Genomic DNA, 645 nt, shown 5'->3' on the forward strand with positions numbered 1-645 from the left:
CGCGAAACGGCAAACGCACCCTGCACTTAACCTACGACGAGCGCGAGATCTCCGACATGGAACACGCCGGGCGGTTAGGTATTGATCAGGACCGTCCGGCTGCACCCCAGATTGCCGAGAACTTAATTGGGATCTTCTTCGGCGAGGGCAAGGTGGCTACTGCAGCGCCGCGTCCCACTGTGTTGGTGCCGCTGCCGGATTACGTACGCATCCTGGACGGGACTGGTGATGATGTGCTCTTGGCCATGACCGATGGCACCACCATGACCGGTGCGGAGTTTCTCGCCGCCCAGTTCGGTGATGCGTTGGAGGTGGCGGCGTTTCATCCGCAGGCCGGTGCGGTGAACTTGTATCGCACGCAGCGTTTGGCGAATCAGAAGCAGCGCGATCTGGCCAAGTTGGTCTCGCCGGTGTGTGCGTTTCCTGGCTGTCGTCACGGAGCAGACAACTGCGAGTTACACCACGTGGAGGCGTGGCGGCATGGTGGGGAGACCAACATCGCGAATCTGGCGCCGCTATGCAGGTATCACAACCGGGTCAATGATGATGACCCGTGGCGTAAGAAACGCGGCCGGATCGTGATGATCCGGGGTGCCCCGGTATGGATTTCGCCCCGCGGCTACCCGGTGAAAAACACCAACCGCG

General features: G+C 61.2%; 1 protein-coding gene. It reads left to right on the top strand.

Annotated elements, in window-relative coordinates; genetic code table 11:
* Nucleotides 1-645 (top strand): HNH endonuclease signature motif containing protein (locus tag HMPREF2734_RS05125; RefSeq protein ID WP_168163603.1); only part of this gene is annotated, 645 nt, incomplete at both ends.

It is taken from the genome of Corynebacterium sp. HMSC055D05, from assembly GCF_001810365.1.
Lineage (GTDB): Bacteria > Actinomycetota > Actinomycetes > Mycobacteriales > Mycobacteriaceae > Corynebacterium > Corynebacterium coyleae.